The 19930-nt window shown below is 75.4% G+C and carries 17 protein-coding genes, 1 tRNA gene, 1 other RNA gene and 1 pseudogene; 17 read left to right on the top strand and 3 right to left on the bottom strand.

Translation table 11 applies throughout. From position 1 onward, the window contains the following. Positions 1-22: 22 nt before the first annotated feature. Positions 23-370, bottom strand: a complete 348-nt coding sequence (locus ACWIX6_RS21885) for a hypothetical protein (RefSeq protein ID WP_448614552.1) — start codon at positions 368-370, stop codon at positions 23-25. Positions 371-529: 159 nt separating this feature from the next. Between ACWIX6_RS21885 and ACWIX6_RS21880 the strand changes: the two genes are divergently transcribed. Beyond that, a tRNA-Ser gene (locus ACWIX6_RS21880) sits at positions 530-614 on the top strand. A 66-nt stretch (positions 615-680) separates the two neighbouring features. On the opposite strand, the pseudogene ACWIX6_RS21875 reads toward ACWIX6_RS21880, so the two are convergent. Then, positions 681-1487, bottom strand: a pseudogene (locus ACWIX6_RS21875) (DMT family transporter); the annotation flags it as partial. Positions 1488-1553: 66 nt separating this feature from the next. Here ACWIX6_RS21875 and ffs point away from each other — a divergent pair. From ffs to ACWIX6_RS21815, 12 genes are all read left to right on the top strand, one after another. Then, positions 1554-1649: signal recognition particle sRNA small type (gene ffs, locus ACWIX6_RS21870), an RNA gene on the top strand. A 101-nt stretch (positions 1650-1750) separates the two neighbouring features. Further along, a complete protein-coding gene (locus ACWIX6_RS21865; RefSeq protein ID WP_448614551.1) occupies positions 1751-4207 on the top strand; it encodes a DNA polymerase III subunit gamma and tau in 2457 nt (818 codons plus the stop codon). A 132-nt stretch (positions 4208-4339) separates the two neighbouring features. Next, positions 4340-4675: a YbaB/EbfC family nucleoid-associated protein gene (locus tag ACWIX6_RS21860; protein WP_448614550.1), complete on the top strand. Its 336-nt coding sequence runs from the start codon at positions 4340-4342 to the stop codon at positions 4673-4675. A gap of 63 nt (positions 4676-4738) precedes the next feature. Beyond that, on the top strand, positions 4739-5338 hold the full coding sequence (gene recR / locus ACWIX6_RS21855; RefSeq protein WP_448614549.1) for a recombination mediator RecR: 600 nt from the start codon (positions 4739-4741) through the stop codon (positions 5336-5338). A 328-nt stretch (positions 5339-5666) separates the two neighbouring features. Next, positions 5667-6755, top strand: a complete 1089-nt coding sequence (locus ACWIX6_RS21850; protein ID WP_448614548.1) for a methionine ABC transporter ATP-binding protein — start codon at positions 5667-5669, stop codon at positions 6753-6755. Next, on the top strand, positions 6752-7411 hold the full coding sequence (locus ACWIX6_RS21845; RefSeq protein WP_448614547.1) for a methionine ABC transporter permease: 660 nt from the start codon (positions 6752-6754) through the stop codon (positions 7409-7411). The genes ACWIX6_RS21850 and ACWIX6_RS21845 overlap by 4 nt, the downstream gene beginning before the upstream one ends. Positions 7412-7461: 50 nt before the next feature. Next, positions 7462-8280 (top strand): MetQ/NlpA family ABC transporter substrate-binding protein, encoded by an 819-nt coding sequence (locus ACWIX6_RS21840; RefSeq protein WP_448614546.1) that lies wholly within the window; start codon positions 7462-7464, stop codon positions 8278-8280. A 260-nt stretch (positions 8281-8540) separates the two neighbouring features. Continuing rightward, entirely contained in the window at positions 8541-10256 is a 1716-nt protein-coding gene (locus ACWIX6_RS21835; RefSeq protein ID WP_448614545.1) for an ABC transporter substrate-binding protein, read from the top strand. Between the two features lie 91 nt (positions 10257-10347). After that, positions 10348-11352, top strand: a complete 1005-nt coding sequence (locus ACWIX6_RS21830) for an ABC transporter permease (protein ID WP_448614544.1) — start codon at positions 10348-10350, stop codon at positions 11350-11352. Then, a complete protein-coding gene (locus ACWIX6_RS21825) occupies positions 11349-12293 on the top strand; it encodes an ABC transporter permease (RefSeq protein ID WP_448614543.1) in 945 nt (314 codons plus the stop codon). The genes ACWIX6_RS21830 and ACWIX6_RS21825 overlap by 4 nt, the downstream gene beginning before the upstream one ends. 4 nt (positions 12294-12297) lie before the next feature. Beyond that, a complete protein-coding gene (locus tag ACWIX6_RS21820) occupies positions 12298-13371 on the top strand; it encodes an ABC transporter ATP-binding protein (protein WP_448614542.1) in 1074 nt (357 codons plus the stop codon). Further along, positions 13368-14510 (top strand): ABC transporter ATP-binding protein, encoded by a 1143-nt coding sequence (locus tag ACWIX6_RS21815; protein WP_448614541.1) that lies wholly within the window; start codon positions 13368-13370, stop codon positions 14508-14510. The genes ACWIX6_RS21820 and ACWIX6_RS21815 overlap by 4 nt, the downstream gene beginning before the upstream one ends. A gap of 77 nt (positions 14511-14587) precedes the next feature. Here the strand turns inward: ACWIX6_RS21815 and ACWIX6_RS21810 are convergent, their stop codons facing one another. Then, positions 14588-14944, bottom strand: a complete 357-nt coding sequence (locus ACWIX6_RS21810) for a Rieske (2Fe-2S) protein (RefSeq protein WP_448614540.1) — start codon at positions 14942-14944, stop codon at positions 14588-14590. Positions 14945-15086: 142 nt separating this feature from the next. On the opposite strand from ACWIX6_RS21810, the gene ACWIX6_RS21805 reads away from it, so the two are divergent. From ACWIX6_RS21805 to ACWIX6_RS21790, 4 genes are all read left to right on the top strand, one after another. Continuing rightward, the gene (locus ACWIX6_RS21805; RefSeq protein ID WP_448614539.1) at positions 15087-15845 is read left to right on the top strand and encodes a VOC family protein; all 759 of its coding nucleotides are present in this window, start codon (positions 15087-15089) and stop codon (positions 15843-15845) included. A gap of 144 nt (positions 15846-15989) precedes the next feature. Further along, the gene (locus ACWIX6_RS21800) at positions 15990-16436 is read left to right on the top strand and encodes a hypothetical protein (protein ID WP_448614538.1); all 447 of its coding nucleotides are present in this window, start codon (positions 15990-15992) and stop codon (positions 16434-16436) included. Positions 16437-16454: 18 nt separating this feature from the next. Continuing rightward, positions 16455-18551, top strand: a complete 2097-nt coding sequence (locus ACWIX6_RS21795) for a TPM domain-containing protein (RefSeq protein ID WP_448614537.1) — start codon at positions 16455-16457, stop codon at positions 18549-18551. Between the two features lie 73 nt (positions 18552-18624). Beyond that, complete coding sequence (locus ACWIX6_RS21790; protein ID WP_448614536.1) at positions 18625-19788, top strand: ROK family transcriptional regulator; 1164 nt, start codon at positions 18625-18627, stop codon at positions 19786-19788. Positions 19789-19930 lie beyond the last annotated feature (142 nt).

The raw sequence follows: 19930 nt of genomic DNA, 5'->3' as shown, positions 1-19930 counted from the left end.
ACGGGCCGGGGGACGGCGCTGGTCAGGCCGTGACGGGGGTCCCGAACCGACGGGAGTACTCGGTCTGGGCCCCCTCGGGCATCGCGTCGTAGAGCTCCGCCAGCTCCGGGACGGCGCTGTCCGGCAGCTCGTCGAACAGCTGCGACCAGCTCGGCGGGTCGTCGTAGCTGCGGGTGAGCAGCAGCTCCCAGGCCCGGGTCTGCCGCTCGTGCTGGGCGCGGCCGGCCACCAGCCCGGACAGGTAGGCGTCCTTGGCCGCAGCCTTCTCCGCCCGGGTCGCGTCGTCGGGCAGGTGGGTGGGGTCGGTGTCCCGCAGGGCGGCGACGATCGCCGCCACCACCTCGGGGCGCACCTGCTCGGACTCGGTCATGGCCTGCCCCTCCCGGCCCGTCGCCGGACCACCTCGCTCACTCGGACACCTGATCATCCCTGTCCCGGGGGCCCGCCGACCACCCGAGCGGCGCGGCGCGCCCTGCGGGAGCCCGCTGGCTGACCGTCCGGGCGCGGCCCGGTAAAGTGGCGGCGCACTGGAGGATTCGCCTAGTGGCCTATGGCGCTCGCTTGGAAAGCGGGTTGGGTGCAAGCCCTCGGGAGTTCGAATCTCCCATCCTCCGCAGGTAGAGCGCCGTGACGGCGCCGAGCATCATCGCGCCCCCGGCCAGTGCGGCCGGGGACAGCCGCTCGCCCAGCACCGCCGCGGCCAGTGCCGTCGCGGTCAGCGGCTCCAGCAGCGTGACGATCGAGGCCACCGCGGCCGGCACGGTCCGCACCCCGGTGAAGAACAGGCCGTAGGCCAGCGCGCTGGCCACCACCCCGAGGTAGGCCAGCAGCACGAGTGCCACCGGGTCAGCGGTCAGGTCCAGCCCCGCGGCCAGCGCCACCGGGGTCAGCAGCAGCGCGCCCACGGTGAACCCGACCGTCGTCGTCGGGACCCCGTCGGGCACCTGCGAGGACAGCAGGACGACGCCGGCGTAGGCGACCGCGCAGCCCACCGCGGCCAGCGCCCCCAGCAGCACCGCGTCGCCGCCGTCCCCACCGGCGGACACGCCGACGAGCAGCACCAGCCCGGCCAGCGCCACGAGCAGCGCCGTGCCGGTGGCCCGGTCGGGCCGGCCGTGCCCCAGGACCGCGGCGCCCACGGCCACCAGGAGCGGGGCGAGGCCCAGGGCGACCAGGGTGGCGATGCTCACCCCGGCCGTGGCGACCGCGGCGAAGTAGGCGGCCTGGTAGGTCGCCAGCCCGCCCCCCACCGCGACGAGCCTCCAGCGCAGCCCGCGGGTCAGGGGCGCCCGCTGCCCGTCGCCCCGCCGTCGGCCGAGCAGGTGCACGGCGACCAGGACGGCCGCGCCGACGGCCATCCGGTGCCAGGCGACGTCCAGCGGGTCCAGGCCCGTGCGGTCGGCCACCAGGTCCCCGGTGAGACCGGACGTCCCCCAGGCCAGCGCCGCCAGCACGACCAGCAGGAACCCGCGGGCGGGGGTCGGCACGGGACCTCCTGGGTCCTCCGGTCGGGCGGTGGCGCCGGTCGGCCCGGCCGGTCCTCTACAGTAGGCAGCGACCCCTCGTGCGGCGTCACCCTGTGAACCTCCCCAGGGCCGGAAGGCAGCAAGGATAAGCGGGCTCTGGCGGGTGTGCGGGGGGTCCCTTGCTGTCCCGGGAGGGCACCTCCTCCACCGGCGCGCCCGGTCTCGTCCACCGGCCCGCCGCGAGCGGTGAGAGGGACGCGGTCCTCTGGGTAACCTCAGCGACCGTGGCACTGGCTCTGTACCGGAAGTACCGCCCGGCGACCTTCGCCGAGGTGGTCGGCCAGGAGCACGTCACCACGCCCCTGGTCAACGCCGTCGACAGCGGCCGGATCAACCACGCCTACCTCTTCAGCGGTCCGCGCGGCTGCGGCAAGACGTCGTCGGCGCGGATCCTCGCCCGGTCGCTGAACTGCGTGCAGGGGCCGACGTCCAACCCCTGCGGGGTGTGCCCGTCCTGCGTCGCGCTGGCGCCCGACGGCCCCGGTTCGCTGGACGTGATGGAGATCGACGCCGCCAGCCACGGTGGCGTCGACGACGCCCGCGAGCTGCGGGAACGGGCCTTCTTCGCGCCGGTCAACAGCCGCTACAAGGTCTACATCGTCGACGAGGCGCACATGGTGACCACGCAGGGCTTCAACGCCCTGCTGAAGGTCGTCGAGGAGCCGCCGGACTTCCTGGTGTTCGTCTTCGCGACCACCGAGCCGGACAAGGTGCTGCCCACCATCCGCTCGCGCACCCACCACTACCCGTTCCGGTTGGTGCCCCCGGGCACCCTCCGCACCCTGCTCGAGCGCACCTGCGAGGCCGAGGGCGTGGCGGTCGAGCCCACCGTCTTCCCGCTGGTCGTCCGGGCCGGCGGTGGCTCGGTGCGGGACTCGCTGTCCATCCTCGACCAGCTGCTCGCCGGCGCCGGCCCCGAGGGCGTCACCTACCGCACGGCCGTGGGCCTGCTCGGCGTCACCGACGACGCGCTGATCGACGAGACCGTCGACGCGCTGGCCGCCTCGGACGCGCCGGGTGTCTTCCGGGCGGTCGACCGGGTGGTCGAGGCCGGGCACGACCCCCGCCGGTTCGCCACCGACCTGCTCGACCGGCTGCGCGACCTGATCGTGCTGGACGCCGTCCCCGAGGCCGGCGGCAACGGGCTGCTGGACTGCCCGCCCGACCGGATGGACGTGATGTCCCGCCAGGCCCAGGCGCTGGGCGCCGCGACGCTGTCCCGGCTGGCGGACACCGTCCACGAGGGGCTCACCGAGATGCGGGGGACGACGGCGCCCCGGCTGCTGCTCGAGCTCGTCTGCGCCCGCATGCTGCTGCCCGGGGTGGACGGGTCGGCCGCCGCCACCCTGCAGCGCCTGGAGCGGCTCGAGCGGCGGCTGTCCATCGCCGGGGAGCACGCCGGCCGGCCCGAGCCGGCCGCACCCGCCCCGGCGCCCCGCGCGGCCGCGCCGGCACCGCGGACGGCCGCGCCGACGGCCGGACCCGCGGCTGCGCCCGGACCCCAGCCCGCGGCCGCGGTCGCACCCCAAGCCGCGCCGGCGGCCGAGCCCGCCCGCGCCACGGAGTCCACCGGCGCGCGCCGGCCCTACGTCCGGCCGTCCCAGGCGCGGACCGCGTCGGACCCGGTCCAGCCCCCCGCGGCGGCGGTCGCCGCAGCGCCCGACGGCGACGACGGCTGGCCCACGACCGCCCGGCCGGGAGCGCTCCCGGCGGCGAGCGGGGCGCCGGCCGCCGTCGCACCCGCACCGGCGGCTCCTCCCGCACCCAGCACAGCCGCCGCGCCGGGTGGCGACGACTGGCCCGCCACCGTCGCGCCGGGCTCGGGTGCCGCCGCTCCGCGGTCCCGCCCGACCGCCGCCGAGCGCCCCGTGCCGTCCGCCGACGGCGCCGCGGCCGGCCGGCCGGCCGCGGAGGCCCCGGGCCGCCGGCCGCCCGTGGCGACCGGCGACCCCGACATCCCGCTGCCGCCCGAGCCGGACGACGACGAGGACTGGCCGCAGCCCGCTCGGGCCGCCGCTCCCCAGCCGCCCCGCCCCGCCCCGAGCGCGCCGCCTGCCCCGCCGGAACCCGGTCCCCGGGCCTCCGAGGACGCGCCGGCGTCCGCCGAGCCGGCGCCGCCGCGAGCCGCCGCCGAGCACTCGCCGGCTCCGCGTGGCGGTGAGCCGATGCCGCTGGTGTCGGCCGACCCCGGACCGGCCGCCGACGACGGCGAGCTGACGACCGCCGACGTCCGGCGGATCTGGCCCGAGCTGTTGAAGGTGGTGCGCGGGCACAAGCGCACCACTGAGGCGTTGCTGAAGAGCGCCCAGGTGCACGACCTCACCAACGGCACGCTCACCCTCGCGGCCACCTCCCCGGCGCTGGCCAAGATGCTCGGCGACGACCTGAACAAGGACGTCGTCCGTCAGTCGCTGGAGGAGCTGCTCGGCGTCCGGTGGAAGGTGCAGGCCGTCGTCGACACCCCCGGCCGGCCGGCACCCGGCACGCCGGCGCCGACCCCCGAGGCGGCACGGGCGGCCACCCGGGCCGCCGAGTCCGCCGAGGCCGACGAGCTGCTCGCGGAGCGTGCCGCCGACGCGGCCACCGGGGGCAGCCGGGACGCCGAGCCGGTCCTGGACGCCGAGCAGGCCGCGCTGCAGCTGCTGCGCACCCAGCTCGGCGCCCGCCCGATCGACGACTGAGGAAGGACCCCCTCGCCCCTGGCCTCCTCGCAGGGTCCTGCCGCGAGCGGTGGGGGCAGGGAGGTCCCTGCTGCGGGTGGGCCGGCGGCGGCGTCGACCGCAATCATCGGTCGCAGCACCTACGCTCGGTGCATGGGACCCGGAGGCCAGCCCGACATGCAGCAGCTCATGAAGCAGGCGATGGAGATGCAGCAGCAGCTGGCTGCCGCCCAGGCGCAGCTGGCCGAGGCCGAGGTCACCGGCACGGCCGGCGGTGGCCTGGTCAGCGTCACCATGACCGGCAGCGGGGAGCTGACCGCGGTCACCATCTCGCCCGAGGCCGTCGACCCCGACGACGTGGAGACGCTGCAGGACCTCGTCGTCGCCGCCGTCCGGGACGCCAGCCGGGCCGCCAACGAGCTCGCCGCCTCGACCATGGGGCCGGTGACCGGCGGGCTCGGTGGCGGGCTGGGTCTCCCCGGCTTCTGACCACCCCCGTGGGTCCCGGGCGCGGACGGAGCGCCGGGGAGTCCACCCTTGCCGAGGAGCACCGTGTACGAGGGCGCTGTCCAGGACCTGATCGACGAGCTCGGCCGGCTGCCCGGTGTCGGGCCGAAGAGCGCGCAGCGCATCGCGTTCCACCTGCTGGCCGCGGAGTCCGCCGACGTTGGCCGGCTGGTGGCCGCGCTGCAGCGGGTGCAGGCCGAGGTGCGGTTCTGCACCGTCTGCCACAACGTCGCCGAGGCCGAGCTCTGCCGGATCTGCCGTGACCCGCGCCGGTCCCTGGACGTCATCTGCGTCGTCGAGGAGCCCAAGGACGTCGTGGCGATCGAGCGGACCCGCGAGTTCAAGGGCCGCTACCACGTGCTGGGCGGCGCGATCAGCCCGATCGAGGGCATCGGCCCCGACGACCTGCGGGTCAAGGAGCTGATGACCCGGCTGATGGACGGCCAGGTCACCGAGCTGATCATCGCCACCGACCCGAACCTCGAGGGTGAGGCGACCGCCGCCTACCTCGCCCGGCTGGTCGGTCCGCTGGGGCTGGCGGTCTCCCGGCTGGCCAGTGGGCTGCCCGTCGGCGGCGACCTGGAGTACGCCGACGAGGTCACCCTGGGCCGCGCGTTCGAGGGCCGCAGGCGCATCGACGCTTGAAGGACCCCGTCCTCCCCACCCTTCGCAGGCTCAGGGTGGGACCCGGGACGGGGCCGCAGGTCCTGTCTCGGAGGGGCCGGGCTCGGCTAGGTAGTTGAGCGATCCATCACATCCTCGTCCCTGCGGTGGCGTGGTGCGTCCTCGCGGCTGATCCTGGACGGGTGGTCGGGCCGGGTTCGTTGACGCGTCGTCGCGTCATCGACCTGATGCGCACCGCCGGCCTCCTCTGACGCCGGGCGGCCGTCCGCCCCCGCGCGCCGCCCGCGCCCACCGCACCGCCGGTGGAGCCCGCCGCGCGCCCGTCCCCGCCCATCCCCAGAGGACCCCCGTGATCGAGCTGTCCGACGTGCGCAAGGTCTTCCCCTCCCGGCGTGGCGCCGCGGAGGTGGTCGCCGTCGACGGGGTCAGCCTGTCGGTGGCGCGCGGGGAGTTCGCCGGGGTGGTCGGTCAGAGCGGCTCGGGCAAGAGCACCCTGGCCCGGCTGGTCAACCTGCTGGAGCGCCCGACGTCGGGCACGGTCACCGTCGACGGCCAGGTGCTCACCGACCTCGACGCCGACAGCGTGCGCCGGGCGCGGCGGAAGGTCGGCATGGTCTTCCAGCACTTCAACCTGCTGGACTCGCGCACGGCGGCCGGCAACGTGGAGCACCCGCTGGAGCTGTCCGGCGTCGGGCGGGTCGAACGCCGGCGCCGGGTCGCCGAGCTGCTGGACCTCGTGGGCCTGGCCGACCGGCACGGGTCCCGCCCCGGCCAGCTGTCCGGCGGACAGAAGCAGCGGGTCGCCATCGCCCGGGCGCTCGCCGCCCGGCCCACCGTGCTGCTCTGCGACGAGGCCACCTCCGCCCTCGACCCGGCCAGCACCGCGGGCGTGCTGGACCTGCTGCGCCAGGTGCGCGCCGAGCTCGGGCTCACCGTCCTGCTGATCACCCACGAGATGTCCGTCGTCCGCGCCGTCTGCGACAGCGCGGTGCTGATGAGCGCGGGCCGGGTGGTCGACGGCGGCCCGCTCACCGAGGTGCTGGCCCGCCCGGACTCCGCGCTGGCCGCCCAGCTGGTCCCGGCACCGGCGGTGTCCGACGCGGCCGGCGGCCGGCTCGTGCAGGTCACCGTCACCGACGCGACGCCCGAGGGGCTGGTGCTGCAGACCCTCGCCGGCGAGCTGGGGCTGTCCGTCGAGGTCGTCGGCGGCTCGGTCGAGACCGTGGCCGGCCGGCGGTTCGGCCGGTTGCTCCTGCGGGTCGACGGGGACGACGGCCGGCTGGACCCCGCGCTGGCCCGGCTGCGCGCGGCCGGGGCGCTGGTCGGACCGGCGGCGGCCGGGGACCGGGCCCCGCTCCCCGGCACGGACGACGAGCCCCCGCCGGACCGGGTGCCGGACGTCCAGCGCCTGGTCGACGCGCCGGACGTGCAGCGGTGAACGACTGGGCCCGGCTCGCCCCGCAACTGGCCGACGCCACCGGGGAGACCCTCTACATGGTCGGCGTCGCGACCGTCCTCACCGTGCTGCTCGGCGTCCCGCTGGGTGTCCTGCTGACCGTGACGGCGCCCGGCGGTCTCGCGCCGCAGCCGACGGTGAACCGGCTGCTGGGCCTGGTGGTCAACCTGGGCCGGTCGCTGCCGTTCATCATCCTGCTGGTCCTGGTCGCCCCGGTCACCCGCGGCATCGTCGGCACCACGATCGGCTCCACCGCGACGATCGTGCCGCTGACCATCGGCGCGGTCCCGTTCCTGGCCCGGCTGGTCGAGACCAGCCTGCGCGAGGTGGCGCACGGCAAGGTCGAGGCGACGCTGGCGATGGGAGCGCGGCGCCGGGACGTCGTCCGTACCGTGCTGCTGCCCGAGGCGCTGCCCTCGCTGGTCGCCGGGGTGACCGTCACCGTGGTGGCGCTGATCAGCTACTCGGCGATGGCCGGGGCGATCGGCGGCGGCGGCCTCGGCGACTTCGCCATCCGCTACGGCTACCAGCAGTTCCGCACCGACATCACGCTGGCGACCGTCGTCCTCCTGTTGCTCGTCGTCCAGCTCCTGCAGTGGGCCGGCGACCGCTGGGCGCGCCGGCTCGCCACCCCCTGACCCCCGCCGCCCGACCGGCCGGCACCACCCTGCACCGAGGAGACCCACCCATGCGTCCCACCCCCACCCTGCTCGCCGCTGCCCTGGTCGCGGGCCTGTCCCTGACCGCGTGCGGCGGAGGCGGTCCGGAGCTCTCCGCCGCCGACGAGCCGCTGGCGGTCGGGGCCTCTCCCGTCCCGCACGCGGAGATCCTCCGCTTCATCGACGAGGAGCTGGCCGAGGACGCCGGGCTGGACCTCGAGGTCGTGGAGTTCACCGACTACGTCCAGCCCAACGTCGCGCTGGAGGACGGCTCGATCGACGCCAACTACTTCCAGACCGTGCCGTACCTGGACGAGCAGGAGGCCAACGCCGGCTACGACTTCACCCCGCTGGCCCCCGTGCACATCGAGCCGCTGGGCATCTACTCCGAGTCGCTCACCGACCTCGGCGCCCTGCCCGACGGCGCCACGGTGGCGATCCCCAACGACCCGACCAACGCCGGGCGGGCGCTCCGGCTGCTCGCCGCCAACGACCTGGTCGTCCTGGCCGACACCGGGGACGCCGCGCCGACCGCGCTGGACATCGCCGAGAACCCGAAGGACCTGCAGATCTCCGAGGTCGAGGCCGCCCAGCTGCCCCGGTCGCTGGCCGACGTGGACGCCGCGGTGATCAACGGCAACTACGCGATCGACGCCGACCTGGTCCCCGCGGAGGACGCCCTCGCGCTGGAGGAGGCCGAGGGCAACCCGAACGCCAACCTGCTGGTCGTGCGGACGGGCACCGAGGACGACGAGCGGATCGGCCAGCTGGAGGAGCTGCTGCACTCCGACGAGGTCCGGGCCTTCATCGAGGACACCTACGAGGGTGCGGTCATCCCCGCCTTCTGACGCCTGCTGCGGTCGCGGCACCGCGGTGGCGGCACGCCGGTCGCGGCCGGTGTGCCGCTCCCGTCGGCTGCGGAGACGGACCGGTCCGCGGGGCGGCCGGGCGGTACAGGTCTCGATCCGGTGACGATGGTGGACCGGGTCCCGTCGGGGTCCAGGGCGCGCCCTAGTGTCCTGTCCCGCGCCCGCAGCTCCTCTCGATCGCGGGCGCCCCGGCTCCACTTCATCCGGCCCCTCGCGGCCGAGAAGGCAGGTCCTCCGCGATGCACCATCGCCCCACCCGTGCGCTGGCCGCCTCGGCGGCCGCCCTCACCGCCCTGACGATGGCCGCCTGTGCCTCCAGTGACCGGGAGGAGGGATCCGGTGACGGCGGCGGCGGTGGCGAGGCCGCGGCCAGCGGCGGCACGTTCGTCTTCGGCGCGGCGGGCGACCCGACGATGTTCGACCCGGCGTTCGCCACCGACGGCGAGTCCTTCCGGGTCACCCGGCAGATCTACGAGGGACTGCTGACCAACGAGCCCGGCACCGCCGACCTCGCCCCGGCCCTGGCCGAGAGCTACGAGGTCTCCGAGGACGGGCTGACCTACACCTTCGCCCTGCGCGAGGGCGTCACCTTCCACGACGGCACGGACTTCAACGCCGACGCCGTCTGCTTCAACTTCGAGCGCTGGTACAACTTCGAGGGCCTGGCCGCCAGCCCCGCCGCCTCGGAGTACTGGCAGAACAACTTCGGCGGGTTCGCCAGCACGCCCGACATCCCGAGCCTGTACGCCGGCTGCGAGGCCACCGACGAGTCCACCGTCGAGCTGAAGCTGAGCCAGACCACCAGCCGCTTCCCGGCGGTGCTGGCGCTGCCGAGCTTCGCCATGCAGAGCCCCGCCGCGCTGGAGGAGTTCGCCGCCGACGACCTGGGCGGCAACGGCGACGCGCTGACCTACACCGAGTACGGCCTGGAGCACCCGACCGGCACCGGTCCCTTCCGGTTCGACAGCTGGGACCAGGGCAACGGCGAGGTCCGGATCGTCCGTAACGAGGACTACTGGGGCGACCCGGCCGGCGTCGACGAGATCGTGTTCCGGTCCATCGCCGACGGCAACACCCGCCGCCAGGAGCTGCAGGCCGGCTCCATCGACGGCTACGACCTGGTGGCCCCGGCGGACTACCAGACCCTCGAGGACGGCGGCTTCCAGGTGCTGCCGCGCGACCCGTTCAACATCCTGTACCTGGGCATCAACGGCGGCGGTGTCGAGGGGACCAGCGCCAACCCGGCCCTGCAGGACATCCGGGTCCGCCAGGCCATCGCGCACGCCATCGACCGGGACACCATCGTCCGGTCGCTGCTCCCCGAGGGCGCCGAGGCGGCCATCGAGTTCGTGCCCCCGGCGGTCGACGGCTGGACCGAGGACGTCACCAGGTACGACTACGACCCGGCCCGGTCGCAGCAGCTGCTCGCCGAGGCCGGCGCCGCCGGCACGACGCTGCGGTTCTACTACCCGACGGACGTCAGCCGCCCCTACCTGCCGGACCCGGCCGCGATGTACGAGGTGATCAGCAAGAACCTGACCGACGCCGGGTTCACCATCGAGCCGGTCTCCCTGCCGTGGAACCCGGACTACCTCGACGCCGTCCAGGCCGGTCAGGCCGACGTCCACCTGCTGGGCTGGACCGGTGACTACAACGACGCCTACAACTTCATCGGCACGTTCTTCGCCGACGCCGGTGGCGGGAAGATGAAGGCGGAGTTCGGTGGCTGGGCCGCGCCGGAGATCTTCTCGGCGCTGGCCGCCGGGGACGCCGAGCCGGACACCGCGGCGCGCGGCCCGCTGTACGAGCAGGCCAACGCCGCGATCATGGACTTCCTGCCGGCGGTCCCGATCTCGCACGCCCCGAACGCGCTGGTCGTGGCGCCGGGCGTGGAGGGCCTGATCCCCAGCCCGCTGTCGGCGGAGGACTTCTCCACCGTCACCGTCACGGAGTGAACCGTCCGGTGGCGGCTCCGGTGACCCGGTCACCGGAGCCGCCACCGGCGCGTCCTGACCCGTCCCCCTCGCCGAGGAGCTGACCGACCGCGTGCTCCGCTTCATCGTCCGGCGGCTGCTCCAGCTGGTGCCGATCCTGCTGGGCCTGTCGGTGCTGCTGTTCGCGTGGCTGCGCGCGCTGCCCGGCGGACCGGCGCAGGCCGCGCTCGGTGAGCGGGCCACCCCGGAGGACATCGCCCGGTACAACGAGGCCTTCGGGCTGGACCAGCCGGTGCTGGTCCAGTACGGCAAGTTCCTGGGACGCGCCCTCCAGCTGGACTTCGGAACCTCCTCCCGTACCGGGCGACCGGTCGGCACGGAGTTCCTGGAGCGGTTCCCCGGCACGGTGGAGCTGACCCTCTTCGCGATGGTGTTCGCGATCGGCGTCGGCATCCCGGTGGGCTACCTCGCCGCCCGCCGGCACGGGAGCTGGCTGGACTCGTCCTCGGTCATCGGCTCGCTGCTCGGCGTCGCCATCCCGGTCTTCTTCCTGGCCTACCTGCTGCGCCTGCTCTTCGCCGTCGAGCTGGGCTGGCTGCCCGGCTCCGGGCGGCAGGACGTGCGGATCGACGCCACCCACATCACCAACTTCTACGTCCTCGACGGGCTGCTGACCCGGGAGTGGGACGCGGCGTGGGACGCGCTGGTGCACCTGGTGCTGCCCGGGGTCGCGCTGGGCACCATCCCGCTGGCCATCATCGTCCGGATCACCCGTGCCTCCGTCCTGGACGTCGTCAACGAGGACTACGTGCGCACGGCCAACGCCAAGGGCCTGGCGACGGCGGTGGTCCGGCGGCGGCACGTCATCCGCAACGCGCTGCTGCCGGTCTCGACGACGATCGGCCTGCAGACCGGCCTGCTGCTGTCCGGCGCGGTGCTGACCGAGACGGTGTTCGCCTTCGGGGGCGTCGGGTCGGCGCTGCGCGACGCCATCAGCAACCGGGACTACGCCATCCTGCAGGGCTTCATCCTGATCCTCGCGGTGGTGTACGTGCTGGTGAACCTGCTGGTCGACATCTCCTACGGCCTGCTCGACCCACGGGTGAGGGTGCGATGACCGCCTCGCTCGGCGACCGCCGCCGCGAGCGCATCGACGCCCTCGCCGCACGGGCCGGTCAGGTCAGTGAGGGCGGCGGTGGCGTCTCGCTGGCCAGGAGCGCCTTCCGCCGGCTGCGCCGGGACCCGGTGGCCATCCTCGGCGCGGTCATCATCGTGGTCTTCCTCCTCGTCGCCGCGCTCGCGCCCTGGTTGGCGCCCCGCGACCCGCTGGAGCAGGCGCTGCTGTCGGAGGTGCGGCAGGGGTCGATCCCCGGCTCCCGGGAGGGCTTCCCGCTCGGCGTGGACCAGCTGGGCCGCGACGTGCTGTCCCGGCTGATCTACGGCTCCCGGCAGTCGCTGCTCATCGGCGTGGTGTCCACGGTGCTCGGCGCGGTGGTCGGCATGGCGCTCGGCGTGCTCGCCGGGGCCTTCGGCGGCTGGGTCGACACCGTGGTGATGCGGTTCGTGGACATCCTGCTGTCCATCCCCGGCCTGCTGATGGCGATCAGCATCTCGGTGCTGCTGGGGCAGAACCAGTACGCGCTGATGATCGCCATCGCGGTGACCCAGGTGCCGGTGTTCGCCCGGCTGCTGCGCGGGTCGATGCTGGCCCAGCGGGACAGCGACTACGCCGTCGCGGCCAAGGCGCTGGGCGTCAAGCGGTCGAGGATCGTCCTGGGGCACGTCCTGCCCAACTCGCTGTCCCCGGTGATCGTCCAGGCGACCCTGTCGCTCGCGACGGCGATCATCGAGGCGGCGGCGCTGAGCTTCCTGGGGCTGGGCGACCCGGACATCGGCCGGCCGGAGTGGGGGGCCATGCTCTCCAGCGCCCAGTCGGTGCTGTCCTTCCGGCCGCAGCTGGCCATCTACCCGGCGCTGTGCATCATCGTGGTGGCCCTCGGCTTCACCCTGCTCGGTGAGGCGCTGCGCGAGGCCCTCGACCCGAAGTTCCGGAGGTGAGCCGGTGAGCACCGCCTCGAGTGCGCTCCGTGGGGCCGCCATCGCCGGGTCGGCGCCGGTCCTCGAGGTCGAGGACCTCGCCGTCCGGTTCACCCGGCGCGGTGAGGCGGGCACCCAGGCCGTCGACGGGGTCAGCTTCGCCGTCGCGCCGGGGGAGACGGTCGGGCTGGTCGGGGAGTCCGGCTGCGGGAAGTCGGTCACGTCGCTGGCGGTGATGGGCCTGCTGCCCCGGCGCGGCGTGCAGGTCAGCGGATCGGTGCGGCTGGACGGGAAAGAGCTGCTCGGCGCCGGCGACCGGACACTGCGCCGGCTGCGCGGAGCGGACATGGCGATGGTCTTCCAGGACCCGCTGTCCTCGCTCAACCCCACGGTGACCATCGGCGTCCAGGTCACCGAGGTGCTCAAGCAGCACCGCGAGCTGACCGGCAAGGCCGCCCAGGACGAGGCCACCGACCTGCTGGACCGGGTCGGCATCCCCGACCCCCGGCGCCGGCTGGGGGAGTACCCGCACCAGCTCTCCGGCGGCATGCGGCAGCGGGCGCTGATCGCCATGGCACTGGCCTGCTCGCCCCGGCTGCTCATCGCCGACGAGCCGACGACGGCGCTCGACGTCACCATCCAGGCGCAGATCCTGGAGCTGCTCCGCGACCTCGTCCAGGGCTCCGGGACGGCGCTGGTGATGATCACCCACGACCTCGGCGTGGTCGCCGGGCTGTGCGACCGGGTGCACGTGATGTACGCCGGGAAGATCATCGAGACCGCCGACCGGCGGGACCTGTTCGCCCGGCCGCGGCACCCCTACACCGGCGGCCTGCTCGCCTCCGTCCCCCGGCTGGACACCACGCGGGGCACCCCGCTGACCCCCATCCGCGGCTCGGCGCGCGACGCCATCCCGTGGTCGGAGGGCTGCGCGTTCGCCCCGCGCTGCGACTCCGGCGAGGACGACTGCCTCACCGAGGTCGCCGGGGACACCGTGCACCTGGAGTCCGACGGCCGGGGCCGGGAGCTCCGCTGCCGGCACCCGCTCGCCCTCCCGCCGACCGCCGGCTCGCCGACCACCCCGGGAGCCGCACGATGACCGCCGGGGGGACCGCCGCCGGGGAGCCGCTGCTGCAGGTGCGCGGCGTCCAGGTGCACTTCCCGATCAAGCGTGGGCTCTTCTTCGACCGCACGGTCGGGCACGTCAAGGCCGTGGACGGCGTCGACCTGTCCATCGACCGGGGGACCACCTACGGCCTGGTGGGGGAGTCCGGGTGCGGCAAGTCGACCCTCGGCCGGGCCATCCTGCGGCTCGTCGAGCCGACTGCCGGTGAGGTCCTCTTCGACGGCACCGACGTCGCCTCGCTCGCGCCCGAGCCGATGCGGCACATGCGCCGGCGCATGCAGATGGTCTTCCAGGACCCGCTCGGCTCGCTCGACCCGCGGCAGGACGTCGAGTCGCTGCTCGCCGAGCCGCTGCACGCGCACGGCCTCGGCGGCGACAAGGCCGCCATCGCCCGCCGGCTGCGGGAGCTGCTGGACGCCGTCGGGCTGCCGGCGGCGGCGCTGCGCCGCTACCCGCACGAGTTCTCCGGCGGGCAGCGGCAGCGGATCGGCATCGCGCGGGCGATCACCGTCGAGCCCGACCTGCTGATCGCCGACGAGCCGGTGTCCGCGCTCGACGTCTCGGTGCAGGCCCAGGTGCTCAACCTGCTGGAGGAGCTGCAGCAGCGGCTCGGCCTGACCTACCTGGTGATCGCCCACGACCTGGCCGTGGTGCGGCACATCAGCGACGTCGTCGGCGTCATGTACCTGGGGTCGCTGGTCGAGCAGGCGCCGGCGGACGCCCTGTACGAGTCGCCGCTGCACCCCTACACGCGGGCGCTGATGAGCGCCGTCCCGGTGCCGGACCCGGTGGTCGAGGACTCCCGGGAGCGGATCCTGCTCGCCGGCGACCTGCCCTCCCCGGCGAACCCGCCGTCGGGCTGCCGGTTCCACACCCGCTGCCCGTGGCGGCAGGAGACCCGGTGCGACGACGAGGTGCCGGTGCTGCGCGAGCTGGCCCCGGGGCACCGGGTCAGCTGCCACTGGGCCGAGGAGATCGACGCCGGCGTGCTGCGGCCCAAGTCGGCGGACGAGGTGGCCGCGACCCAGGGGGTCTCGGTGGCCGCCACCGGCCCCTCCGCCATGGACGACGGCTTCGTCGGCGGGGTGGACCAGCCGATCGAACGGACTTAGAGGACCCCCGCGCCCCGAGGACGGCCCCGTCCAGCGGCTCACCCCGAGCGTGCGAGGGGTGAGGAGGACGGGGTCCTTCATTCGACGACGACGTCGTCCCCGCGGCGGAGGGCGCGGCGGACCCGGAGCGGCAGGAGCCGGCCCAGACCGGCGACCAGCCCGGAGTAGCCGGGGGTGGGGCCGTGGTAGCCCAGGAAGCCCCGCGGCCCGTCGACCATCGCGCCGGTGTCGACGTCGTAGCGGGCCTGGTGCCAGGGGCAGACCAGGCAGCCGTCGGCGTCGATGCTGCCCTCCGACAGGTCGGCCAGCTGGTGGCGGCAGCGGCGGGACACCGCGAAGAGCTTGCCGTCGGCGTTGCCGACGGCCCAGTCCCCGACCCGGCGGACGGTCCCCGGTGGCAGCTCGGCGGCGGGCAGACGGTCGGGCTCGGGCACGGTGGGACCTCCTGGCGGACGCGGTCGGTGCCGACTGCCCTACCCACGGCAGCGACCGGCAGACGTGGCGCAGCGGACCCCGGGAACCGTCGGTGCCCGGTGGGACGGTTCCCTCCCCTGATCGACCACCGAGGAGGAAGCGATGCCCACGCGTGACACCGTCTGGCCCAACGGCACCCCGTGCTGGACCGACTACGGCGCCCCCGACGTCGAGGCGGCGAGGTCCTTCTACACCGCCGTCCTGGGCTGGACGTACACCGGCGGGGAACCGGAGTTCGGCGGGTACCTGATCTGCCAGGTCGCCGGGCGCGACGCCGCCGGCATGGGGCCCCAGCAGGACCCGGACGACCCACCCCGCTGGACGACGTACTTCGCCACCGACGACGCCGCCGCCACGGCCGCCCGGATCACCGAGGCGGGCGGCACCGTGCTGTTCCCGCCGATGGAGGTCGGCCCGATGGGCACGATGGCGATCGCCCGGGACCCGCAGGGCAACCCCTTCGGGCTCTGGCAGGGCGCCCTCAACACCGGGGTGAAGATCTACGGCGAGCCCGGCGCCCTGGTCTGGAACGAGGCGGCGGTCGAGGACCCCGCGGCGGCACGGGAGTTCTACTCCGCCGTCTTCGGGTTCCGGTACGACGAGGTGCCCGGGGCCGAGGGCTACACCACCTTCAGCACCGACGGGCGTCCGCTGGGTGGGCTGGGCGGCCACCAGGAGGGCTCACCGAAGGGGTGGTCGACCTGCTTCTCGGTGTCCTCGACCGACGAGGCGGTCGCCGCCGTGGAAGCCGGCGGCGGCAAGGTCGCGATGCCTGCCATGGACACCGAGTTCGGCCGCTTCGCCGTCGTCGTGGACCCGTGGGGTGCGGCGTTCTCGGTGATGCAGGAGCCCGGCAGCTGACCCTGCGCAGGACCTGACATCCGGCACCTGTCCCAGGCGCCCGGCCGAGGACAGGGTGGGGGACGGGACGCCCGCTGACGACCGCTGTCGGCGGGCGCCCGCTCCGGGCCGGCACCGGCCGGCCCGCCGGAGGGAGTGGTTCCCGTGCGCGATCTCGTCCTGCATCTGCACGTCGCCGTCGGCGCGGGGGCGCTGGTGCTGGGCCCCTGCTGGCTGGTCGCCCGCCGGCGCGGCCGGAGCGCCACCGGCTGGGCGGTGGCCTACCAGTGCGGGCTGGGTGGAGTCGTGCTGTCCGCGGCGTTCCTCGCCGCCACGGCCCCCGGGTTGTCCTGGCTGCTGCCGGTGGCCATCGGCACCGAGGTCCTCGCCGTCACCGGCGCGCTCGCCCGCCGCCGGGGCTGGCCGGGATGGCGGAGCTGGCAGCCGCACCTGCTCGGCGGCTCCTACATTGCCCTGGTGACCGGCGTGCTGATCGCGGAGTCGGGCCCGGTCTTCTGGGTGCTGCCGGCGTTGGTCGGCCAGCTGCCGATCGCGCTGGCCAAGCGCCGGCTGCACGCGCTGCCGGCCGGGGTCGCGCCCGCGCCGGCCTGATCGGCGACGATGGGCGGCATGTCCCGCCTCGCCCGGCTGCCCGCCGTCCTGACGCTGCTGCTGGTGCCGCTGCTCCTCGCCGGCCCCGCGGCCGCCGAGCCGCCGGGGCGGCTGGCCGAGCAGGTCACCGACTCCGCCGGGGTGCTCGGCGGGGCGCAGGACGTGCAGGACGCCGTGGACCGACTGCGGGAGTCCGAGGGAGTCCAGCTCTTCGTCGTGTACGTCTCGACCTTCGACGGCGCGGGTGGGCAGGAGTGGGCCGATCGCAGTGCGATCGCCTCGCAGCTGGGCGTCGACGACCTGCTCTTCGCGGTCGCGGTCGACGACCGGGCCTACGGCCTGTCGGTCGACGACGCCTGGCCCGGTCCCGAGGCCGAGATCGACGCCCTGCTGGCCGACGAGGTGGAGCCGCGGCTGTCCGCCGACGACTGGTCGGGCGCCGCGGTCGCGCTCGCCGACGGGCTGGGCGACGTGGCCGGGTCCGGCGCGGTCGCCGGGTCGGGCGACTCGGGCGGGAGCTCGGGCGGTGGGGGTGCGCTGGCCGTGCTGGCCGGGGCCGCCGTGATCGGCGGCGGTGGGTACCTGCTGGTCCGCAGCCGGCGGCGGAGGGCGACCGACGCCACCCGGGCGAGCGAGGCCGCGCGCGCGGCCGACCCGTTCCCCGACGAGACGACCGAGCAGCTGACCTACCGCGCCAGCGCCGCGCTGCTCGAGGTGGACGAGGCCGCCCGCACCTCCCAGCTGGACCTGGACTTCGCCCGCGTCCAGTACGGCGAGGAACCGGTCGCCGGCTTCGCCGAGGCGCTGAGCCGGTCGCAGGCCGAGCTCGCGCAGGCCTTCACCATCCGCCAGCAGCTGGACGACGAGGTCCCGGAGGACGAACCGACCCGGCGGCGGATGCTGGCCGAGCTGCTGCGGCTGACCGGCTCCGCGGACGCCCGGCTCGACGCGCAGGCCGAGGCCTTCGACCGGCTGCGCGACCTCGAGCGCACCGCGCCGCAGGTGCTCGAGCGGCTCGAACCGCAGATCGCCGCCCTGCAGGCACGCGTGCCGCAGGAGGAACAGCGGCTGGCCCAGCTGCGCACCCGGTACGCCGACTCGGCGCTCGCGCCGGTCGCGGACAACCCCGGACAGGCCGCCGCGCTGCTGGCCGTCGCCGAGCAGGAGGTCGCCGAGGCCCGCGCCGACGTCCGAGCGGGCCGGGCCGGGCAGGCGGTCCCCGACCTGCGGGCGGCGGAGGACGCGGTGGCGCAGAGCGGCACGCTGCTCGACGCCGTCGCCCGCGCTGCCGCGGACCTGGAGTCGGCGGCCGGCCACATCGCCGCCGTGCGCGCCGAGACCCAGGCCGACGTGGCCGAGGCGCACGGCCTGCTGTCCGCAGGGGCGGACCGGACCGGCCTGGGCCCGCTCGTCGCCCGCGCCGAGGCCGCGCTGGCCGCCGCCGACTCCGCTGCCGGGGCCGGACGGGGCGCCGATCCGCTGGCCGTGCTGCGGCAGCTCGAGGAGGCGGACGCGGCACTGGACCGGGCCCTCGCCACGGCCCGCGACGCGGCGGGCGAGGCCCGTCGTGCCATGGCCGCGCTGGACCACACCCTGCTCACCGCCCGCTCGGGCATCGCGGCGGCCGGTGACTTCATCAGCACCCGCCGCGGCGCGGTCGGCCCGGAGGCCCGGACCCGGCTGGCCGAGGCGCAGCGGCACCTGGACGCCGCCGTCACCACCGGGCAGGCGGACCCGGTGGCCGCGCTGCGGGAGGCGCAGCAGGCCGCCCAGCTCGCCCGGCACGCCCTCGACCTGGCCCAGGCCGACGTCAGCCGCTGGTCGGCCGGCGGCGGCGCGGGCCACGGAGGACCGGCGTACGGCCCCGTCGGGTACGCCGGCGGCCGGGGCGGGGTGGACCTGGGCAGCATGGTGCTCGGCGGGATCCTCTTCGGTGGGGGGTCCCGTGGCGGCGGCGGCTTCGGCGGCGGCGGGTTCGGTGGGCGGTCCGGCGGCGGCGGGTTTGGCGGCGGGAGGTCGCGCGGCGGGTTCGGGGGCGGGCCCTCGCGGCGTTCCAGCGGCAGCTTCGGTGGCTCGGGGAGCCGCGGCCGGCGGGGTGGCGGCGGCCGCTTCTGAGCGGCTCACCGGGGTCGGAGGCGCGTTCGCGGGACGGGCGTCGGGGCCGGGGGCGCGTGCCACTATTGCGGGCGTGACGCACCCTGCCTCGCCCAGCGCGCTGCTGCGCCACGTGCGCACGGGGCGGGCGCACAGCCGCGCCGAGCTGATCGCGCTGACCGGTGCGTCGCGGAACACGGTCAGCGCCCGGGTGGACCAGCTCATCGGGGCCAACCTCCTCGAGGAGAGCGGCCGCGGGTGGAGCACCGGCGGCCGGCCGCCCACGCTGCTGCGGTTCAACAGCAAGGCCGGCTGCGTGCTCGCCGTCGACCTCGGCGTCACCAGCGTGGACGTCGCGGTGACCGACCTCTCCGCCCAGGTGCTGGCCACGGCCGGGCACCCCATCGACATCGCCGAGGGCCCCGGGCCCGTGCTGGCCGAGGTCGACCGGCTGGCCCAGGTCCTGCTGACCGAGGCCGGCCTCACCCCGGCGGACGTGTGCGCCGTGGGGGTGGGCGTGCCGGGACCGGTCGAGTTCTCGACCGGACGGCCGTTCCACCCGCCGATCATGCCGGGCTGGCACGACTACCCGATCCCCAGCGCGTTCGGCCGGTACGACTGCCCGGTCTTCGCCGACAACGACGTCAACGTCATGGGTCTCGGCGAGATGGGCATCAAGGGGTCCGTCGAGGACGTCCTCGTCGTCAAGGTCGGCACCGGCATCGGCTGCGGGATCATGATCGAGGGCCGGGTCTACCGCGGTGCGCAGGGCAGCGCCGGGGACATCGGGCACATCTCCGTGCCGCCGCCGCGGGGCCGACCGGTGATCTGCCGGTGCGGCAACGAGAACTGCCTCGAGGCCATCGCCGGCGGTGGCGCGCTGCTCCGGCAGGCCGTCGAGGCGGGGCTGCCGGTGACCACGACGCGCGAGCTGGTCGAGCTGGCCGCCCGGGGAGAAGGGCCCGCCGTCGAGCTGGTCCGGGACGCCGGCCGCACCATCGGCACGGTGCTCGCCAGCCTGGTCAACTTCTTCAACCCGCACCGCATCGTCATGACCGGCGGGGTCGCGCGGGCGGGCGCCCCGCTGCTCGCCGGCATCCGGGAGGCCGTGTACGGCCGCTCGCTGCCGCTGGCCGCCCGGGCGCTGGACATCTCGGTGAGCGACGCGCCGGACATGTCCGGCCGGCTCGGAGCCGCGCTCATGGCGATCGAGGGCTTCCTGGACGAGGACACCGTCCACCAGGCCGTCGCCCGCTGACCTCCCGGTCAGCCCGCACCTCCCCCGGCCGGCCCACGCGGGCCCTCGGGGCGCAGCCCTGCCCTGACTCGAACGTCGCAGTTCCGTAACGGCCGTCCAGGCCTTGACCGCAGCGCAACGCGACCTTAGTGTTCCGCGTCAC

The sequence above is a fragment of the Modestobacter sp. URMC 112 genome, assembly GCF_053502575.1.
Note: the sequence above shows the minus strand (reverse complement) of the source record. Positions and strands in the feature narration are given on the sequence as shown.

Coding starts and splice junctions, on each gene's coding strand:
- ACWIX6_RS21815 (WP_448614541.1), top strand. CDS start 13,368: ATGACCGCCGGGGGGACCGCCGCCGGGGAGCCGCTGCTGCAGGTGCGC.
- ACWIX6_RS21885 (WP_448614552.1), bottom strand. CDS start 370: ATGACCGAGTCCGAGCAGGTGCGCCCCGAGGTGGTGGCGGCGATCGTC.
- ACWIX6_RS21805 (WP_448614539.1), top strand. CDS start 15,087: ATGCCCACGCGTGACACCGTCTGGCCCAACGGCACCCCGTGCTGGACC.
- ACWIX6_RS21860 (WP_448614550.1), top strand. CDS start 4,340: ATGGGACCCGGAGGCCAGCCCGACATGCAGCAGCTCATGAAGCAGGCG.
- ACWIX6_RS21840 (WP_448614546.1), top strand. CDS start 7,462: ATGCGTCCCACCCCCACCCTGCTCGCCGCTGCCCTGGTCGCGGGCCTG.
- ACWIX6_RS21835 (WP_448614545.1), top strand. CDS start 8,541: ATGCACCATCGCCCCACCCGTGCGCTGGCCGCCTCGGCGGCCGCCCTC.
- ACWIX6_RS21825 (WP_448614543.1), top strand. CDS start 11,349: ATGACCGCCTCGCTCGGCGACCGCCGCCGCGAGCGCATCGACGCCCTC.
- ACWIX6_RS21795 (WP_448614537.1), top strand. CDS start 16,455: ATGTCCCGCCTCGCCCGGCTGCCCGCCGTCCTGACGCTGCTGCTGGTG.